Below are 6330 nucleotides of genomic sequence, written 5' to 3'. Positions count from 1 at the left end.
GCCCCGGCCGTCGCGCGGTACGGGCCGCGCGGCGGCCCGTACTCCCTACAGCGTCCGGGGCCCGCGCGTGGTGCCGTGGCTACGGCCGCTCCAGCTCCAGCAGCGCCGCGAGCCACAGGTCGGGGAGTTCGTCCGCGGTCGCCAGGGCCTCGTCGTGCACGACGGTCAGGCACGCGGTGTCGTGCTGGCTCGTCAGCGTCGTCACACACCGGATGCCTGAGGCGACGCCGGCGAAGACGGCCGCGCGACGGGCCGCGACCCCCTGGTGGACCAGGGCCGTGCCGAAGTTCACGCTGCTCACCGGGCCGGCCACGAACGCCCCGCGGACCAGGCGGGTGCCGACGGTGGCGCCGAGCGGCCGCGGGGCGGCGGACAGCAGCAGGCGCGTCGCGTCGCGCCGCCGGCTCTCCCGCAGTCGGCCCGTGCTCGCGACGACCCGGGCCAGGGCCCGCTGGGGTGACTCCTCGTCGCAGGGCAGCAGGAGCCGGGCGGTGACCATGCGGTTGCCCGGGGCGTACTCCTCTCCCGGGGCCCGGACCGACATCGGGATCGACACGGGCAGCGGCGGATGGGCCGAGCCGGTGTCCTTCAGGTACCAGGTGCGGACGGCGTGGGACAGGGCGGCTAGGTAGACGTCCGTGACAGTGCCGCCGCGGGCGCGGGCGATGGCGCGCAGCCGGGCCAGCGGGGTGTCGGCGTGGCAGACGTCGACGCGGCCCGTGGACTCTCCGTCGAACGCGGGTTTCGGGGTGGGCGCGCGGAAGGCGGACACCGCCTCACGCAGGGCGTCCGCGAGGCCGGGTGCGGTGGGCCGGGCGGGACGCTGCGGGGCCGGTCCGCCCTCGGGGTGGTCTCCGAGGAGAGCGCGGGCGGTGTAGGCGGCGCCCATGCCGTCCTGGAAGGTGTGGTCGGTCCGGTAGACCAGGGTGTGGCGGCCCGCCGGGCCGTGGACCAGCCACACGTCCCAGGGCGGCCGGTCGTCCGTGCTCATCGGCCGGGACAGCATCAGGCGGCTGGTCGCCGACCCGTCGGTGTCCTCGGGCAGCCACGCCTCGTGCACATGCCGGTCCACCGCGATCCGGTCCACTCGCCGGAATTTCCGGCGGTCCCGTGCGATGCGGTAGCGCAACGTCGGGACGTGGTGGACGCGTTCGGCGACCCGCGCGCGTACGGAGTCCAGGGTGGGGGCACGGCCTTCGAACCCGAACGTGAACGCGAGGGGCACCGGGTTGCCGCCCGTCGCCAGGTGGAAGGCGACATCTACGGTTCCCATGGACAGGGCCGACGGCAGGCGGCCGTCCGTACCGAAGTCGGGTCGCATGGTGGAACCTCCTGGTCGGGTTCTGAGGGTGGTCTGTGAGGTTGCGAGGCCGGGGTCTGCGGAGCTGGGGTACGGATGCTGGCCGCGCCCGCCGTCAGCAGGTATGCCGAGCGATGCGCCCCATTGCGTCCACGTACGCCCGCAGCAGGGGCCTTGCGGGTCCGCGTGCGGGCAGGTGCGGGGCCCGGGAACGGTGCCACGGGAGCGGTTCGCCGGGTTCCGGCTCCCCCAGCAGGGCCGCGGCCACGTGCGCGCCGTGCGCCACGGACAGGGCGAGTCCGTGCCCGCAGCAGCCGCCGATGTACCAGACGTCGTCGAAGCCCGGCACCGGCCCCACCACCGGCAGGTCGTCGCCCGTCATGCCGATGCGGCCGGACCAGCGGTGGGTGACCCGCACCCGGGCGAGGTCCGGATGCAGGGACCGCACCCACCTCTCCAGCCAGGCCCAGGCACGCTCCCTGGCGGCCTGGAGCCGGGGAGCGCCCATACCCCCGGGGACCGTGGCGGTACCGCCGCCCGCCACCAGGCCCCGGTCCGGGAGCAGCCGGAAGTACGGCGCCATCGGGACGGCGTCGACGACGGACTGTCCGGCGCGCCCGCCCAGGGCCTCGTAGGCCGGGGCGCTCAGCGGTTCGGTGGCGACGGCGTACACCTCGAGCGGCAGGACGGTGCCGACCGGCAGGTCCAGTGCCTGCGCGGCCGAGTTGACGGCCAGCACCGCCTGACCGGCGTAGAGCCTGCCGTGCGGGAGGACCAGCTCGGGGCCGACCAGGTCGCCGGGGCGCAGGGCCAGCAGCGGGCTGCGGCCGTAGAAGCGCACGCCTTTGTCGGCGCAGGCCCGGGCGAGGGCGCAGGTCAGGGCGGCCGGGTCGAGGGTCGCGGCGGGGCGGTGCAGGAGTGCCGCCCGGTAGGGCACGCCGACCCGGTCGCGGATGCCGGCCGGGGTGAGGACGGGCACGTCCAGACCGAGTTCGCGGCAGGCGCGGGCCTGGCGGGCGAGTGCCACCAGGCCCGCGGACGACCGCGTGGCCACCAACTGCTCGCCGGGCCGCAGCCCGCAGGGCACGTCGAGCCGGGCGCACAGGGCGAGGACGTCCCGCACCGCCCGCTCACTGGCCCGGTGCATCCTGCGCGCCGTCTGCGGGCCGAAGCGGCGCACCGCGCGGTCGACCGCGGGGCCGGCCCGGGGGCCCAGCAGACCGGTGCCCCGGCCGCTGGCACCGGCGGCCGGGTGCTCGGCGTCCACCACCGCGATGTCGAGCCCGGGGGCACGCTCCGCCAGGTGGTAGGCGCAGGACAGCCCGGCCAGCCCGGCCCCGACGACGGCCACGTCCGCGGTGACCACGCCGTGCAACTGGGGCTGCGTCGGCAGTTCCGCCGGGTCCCAGTACGGCGTTCCGGCCGGCGGCCTGGTCATCCGGCGGCGTCCGGCACCGGCTCGGTCAGCACACCGAACCGGCGGTCGTGCCACAGCAGCGGGCGTCCGCCGCCCACGTGCACGGCGGCGACCCGGCCGACGACGAGGTGGTGGTCGCCGTAGCGGCGCACGTCCTCGGTCAGGCACACCGACCAGGCGAGCGCGCCGGCCAGCACGGGGACGCCCAGCACCTGCCGGGTGTCGGTCCCGGCGAACCGCTCCGCCGCGGTCGTGGTGGGGGACGCGAACCGGCCCGCCAGCTCCTGCTGTTCCTCGCGCAGCAGGTGCACGGCGAAGGCCCGGCGGCCGCGGACGGCGGCGAGGGTGCGGGAGCCGTCGCGCAGACAGGCAAGGAGCAGCGGCGGGCGGGCGGAGAGCGAGGTGACGGCGGACACCGTCATACCGAGAGGGCCGTCCGCGCCGCGGGCGGTCACGACGGCCACCCCGGCGGCCAGCTTGGCGTAGAGGCCGAGGCAGCGCGCGGCGCCCGGCCCCGGTTCCTCGTGCAGCGGTTCCTCGTGCGGCGGATCGGCGGCCGGCGGCGGGGCGCCCGCGACGGCCGCCCGGTCAGTCACGATCCGCAGCCGCGCGCTCATCGATCACCTCCGCGCCCGCAAGACCCCGCAGCACGCGGGCGATGTTGGTCCGCAGGGTCGACTCGGCCACCGGGTCGAGGATCTCGGCCATGGACGGGATGCCGAGGTCGAAGGCCGCGGTGTAGACGACGAGCGTGCCGCCGTCCCTCGCTTCGCAGCGCCAGCTCCCCTCGAAGGCCTGGAAGTCGCCGCTGACCTGTTCGAAGGCGACGGAGTACGTCTCGGGCGAGTAGGTGTCGCGTTCCCGCCACCGCATCAGGCCGCCCCGGAACTCGACGGTCCACTCCGAGACCGTGGAGCCGTCGGGCAGCGGCGGCTCGACGTGCACCTCGCGGAAGGTGTCGCTGTGCTCGGGATAGCGGCGGAAGTCGCTGATGCGGGCGAAGACGTCGGCGGGTGCCAGTCCGTCGGCGAGGGCGTGCAGGACCACGTGGCGCATGGTTCGTTCGGTTCCTTCCCGGAGGGTTTCGGACGCTGGTGTCCGGAGCTGGTGGCCGGCGCGGCCTGCGCCAGGCGCCGGTGTCAGCCGGTCATACGGTCGGCCGTGCCGCGCAGGGCCGCGCCGAGGGTGGTGAGGAACAGGTCGAGCGCACAGTCCTCGACCACCGCCGGCGGGGTCAGCCGCAGCACCCTGGTGGAGTTGAGGGAGTTGTTGACGAGCACACCGCGGGAGATCAGTTCCAGCAGGAGTTCGCCGACCGCCTGTTCTTCGGCGAACTCGATACCGATCAGCAGACCCCGGCCGCGCACTTCACGGACCAGTCCGCCCTGGTACGGCGCGCACACGTCCCGTACGGCGGTGAGGATGCGCGGGCCGAGCGCGGCGGCCCGGGCCACGGTGTCCTCCTCCTCCATGGCCCGTACGGTGGCGAGGGCGGCGGCGCAGGCGAGCGGCGAGGCGCCGAAGGTGGAGGTGTGCAGGTAGGGGTCGCGACTGAAGGGGGCGTAGGCCTCCGCGGTGGCGACCATCGCGGCGACCGGTACGACACCGCCGCTGAGTCCCTTGCCGACGAGCAGCACGTCCGGACGCACGTCCTCGGCGTCGACGCCCCACCAGGTGCCGAGGCGTCCCATGCCGGTCTGGATCTCGTCGACGACCAACATGGCGCCGTACGCCTGGCACAGCGCCCGCACCTGGCTCAGGTAGCCGGGGCGGGGGATGCGTACGCCGCCCTCGCCCTGGACGGGTTCGACGATGACGCAGGCCCGGTCGCGGCGGGCGGCCAGCGCCTGTTCGAGGTCGGCCGGGTCGTCGTAGGCGACCTGGGTGACATCGGGGAGCAGTGGCTGGAAGGGCGTCTGGTAGGTGGCGTTGGCGGTGACGCTCAGCGCGCCGAGGGTCTTGCCGTGGAAGCCGCTGCGGGTGGTGATCACCGAGGTGAGTCCGTGGGCGCGGGCCAGTTTCAGGGCCGCCTCGGTGGCCTCGGCGCCGGAGTTGACGAAGTGGACGTAGTCGAGGCCGGGCGGGGTGTGGGCGGCCAGGGCCTCGGCGGCCCGGGCGGCGACGGGTTCCAGGAGGACGCGGCTGGCCAGCGGGTGGGTGTCGATCTGCCGGTGCACCGCTTCGACGACGGCCGGGTGGCGGTGGCCCATGATGAAGACGCCGTAGCCGCCGAAGTCCAGGAAGCGGCGGCCGTCGTCGGTGTGGATCCAGACCCCCTCGGAGCGGACCTCGGCCATGCCGCCCATGACACGGCCCATCACGGCCCGGCCGGAGCCGATGTGCTTGAGGTAGAGGTCCACGATGTCGGGCCGGTCGCCCGGCGCGGCGGTTCCGGCGCGCGGGGTGGAGGGCTCGGGGGACGGGGCGGAGTCCTGGGTGGAGGGCTCGGCGGACGGCCCGGTGGTCTCGGTGGACGGGGGTGACACGGTCATGACGCCACCTCCATGGGGGCGGTCGCGGCGGATCGGTTCCGGCCGAGCAGGCCGGCCCTGTCCCCGGCCCAGCTCTCGGCGTTGCGTGTGAGCGCGGCCCGGATGTCGGTCCGGGTCAGGCGGGTGCCGCAGTCGGGTTCGCCGAGGGAGGTGTCGAACGGCAGCTCCCGCTGGAACACCAGCAGCAGTTCCGCGTAGTACTCCAGCCGCCGCCTCAGGGACGCGGGCAGCGAGGTGCCCTCCAGCATGGGCAGGAGCAGCCGGTGCACGGCATCGACGGGGATGAGCCGGGGCCGCTGGGGCCGGGGCAGGCCGTGGCGTACGGCGACGTCCGCGCAGACGTCGGCGAACTCCCGCAGGTCGATGGCCTCCTTGCCGGCCGTCAGCCAGTACTCTCCGTCGGCCACACCGCCCCGGACCAGGTCGCCGATGGCCCGCGAGACGTAGTCCTGGGGCACCATGTCGATCCGGGTCTCGGGGGCTCCGGGCAGCACCGGGGCCTGCCCCAGGACCATCGAGCCGATCGTCCTGGTCAGCCCCTGCTGACCGGCGATCCGCCCGCTGACGGAGTCACCCATGACGACCGAGGGCCGGACGATGGCGCCGGGCACGCCCGCCTCGCGTGTCAGCTGTTCGGCCCCGGCCTTGGAGTCGAGGTAGGCGGCCGCACCCGGGAAGCGCCGGCGGTCCTCCTCGGTGGGGGTGTGGGCCACGAACGCGGTACTCACCAGGTACAGCGGGGCGTCGGCCCGGGCCGCCAGGTCGAGCATGGTGTCGGCACCGCGCAGATTGGTGCGCGTGATGTCCGGTGGCGGGGTCCGCCAGTTGGTCTCGGCGGCGCAGTGCAGCACCACGTCCACCTCGAGGGCCAGTTCGTGCCAGGCCAGTGGGCTCAGGCCGAGCCGGGGAGCGACCAGGTCGCCCTGGAGTTCGCGCACCCGCGGATCGCGCAACGGTGTGTTGCGGCGCAGGCACAGCAGGTCGAAGTCGGGTGACAGCTCGTCGATCAGGGCACGTCCGAGCACTCCGGAACCGCCGGTGAGCAGCAGGGAGGGGCGGTCGCGCCGTCCCGTACGGCCGACGGGCAGGAGGGCGAGACGCTGGTTGTCTGACGGCATGGG

6 protein-coding genes are annotated in these 6330 nt (G+C 74.9%); all 6 read right to left on the bottom strand.

Annotated features, from left to right (window positions below):
- Window positions 1-79: 79 nt before the first annotated feature.
- The 6 genes from ACFV9J_RS38710 to ACFV9J_RS38685 all read right to left on the bottom strand — a co-directional run bounded on the left by ACFV9J_RS38710 (window position 80) and on the right by ACFV9J_RS38685 (window position 6327).
- Window positions 80-1321: a wax ester/triacylglycerol synthase domain-containing protein gene (locus ACFV9J_RS38710; RefSeq protein WP_385362642.1), complete on the bottom strand. Its 1242-nt coding sequence runs from the start codon at window positions 1319-1321 to the stop codon at window positions 80-82.
- A 94-nt stretch (window positions 1322-1415) separates the two neighbouring features.
- Entirely contained in the window at window positions 1416-2738 is a 1323-nt protein-coding gene (locus ACFV9J_RS38705) for an NAD(P)/FAD-dependent oxidoreductase (RefSeq protein WP_385362640.1), read from the bottom strand.
- Window positions 2735-3334, bottom strand: a complete 600-nt coding sequence (locus ACFV9J_RS38700; RefSeq protein ID WP_385362638.1) for a flavin reductase family protein — start codon at window positions 3332-3334, stop codon at window positions 2735-2737. The genes ACFV9J_RS38705 and ACFV9J_RS38700 overlap by 4 nt, the downstream gene beginning before the upstream one ends.
- Window positions 3306-3773 carry an aromatase/cyclase gene (locus tag ACFV9J_RS38695; protein ID WP_385362636.1) on the bottom strand — a complete coding sequence of 156 codons (468 nt, stop codon included), beginning with the start codon at window positions 3771-3773 and terminating at the stop codon, window positions 3306-3308. The genes ACFV9J_RS38700 and ACFV9J_RS38695 overlap by 29 nt, the downstream gene beginning before the upstream one ends.
- Window positions 3774-3856: 83 nt before the next feature.
- Entirely contained in the window at window positions 3857-5209 is a 1353-nt protein-coding gene (locus tag ACFV9J_RS38690; RefSeq protein WP_385362634.1) for an aspartate aminotransferase family protein, read from the bottom strand.
- Window positions 5206-6327 carry an SDR family oxidoreductase gene (locus tag ACFV9J_RS38685; RefSeq protein ID WP_385362632.1) on the bottom strand — a complete coding sequence of 374 codons (1122 nt, stop codon included), beginning with the start codon at window positions 6325-6327 and terminating at the stop codon, window positions 5206-5208. Before ACFV9J_RS38685 ends, ACFV9J_RS38690 begins: the two co-directional genes overlap by 4 nt.
- Window positions 6328-6330 lie beyond the last annotated feature (3 nt).

Source organism: Streptomyces sp. NPDC059906, from assembly GCF_042730645.1.
Classification (GTDB): Bacteria; Actinomycetota; Actinomycetes; order Streptomycetales; family Streptomycetaceae; genus Streptomyces; species Streptomyces rubrogriseus.
The sequence above is the reverse complement of the archived record's forward strand: the minus strand, read 5'-3'. Positions and strand labels throughout refer to the sequence as shown.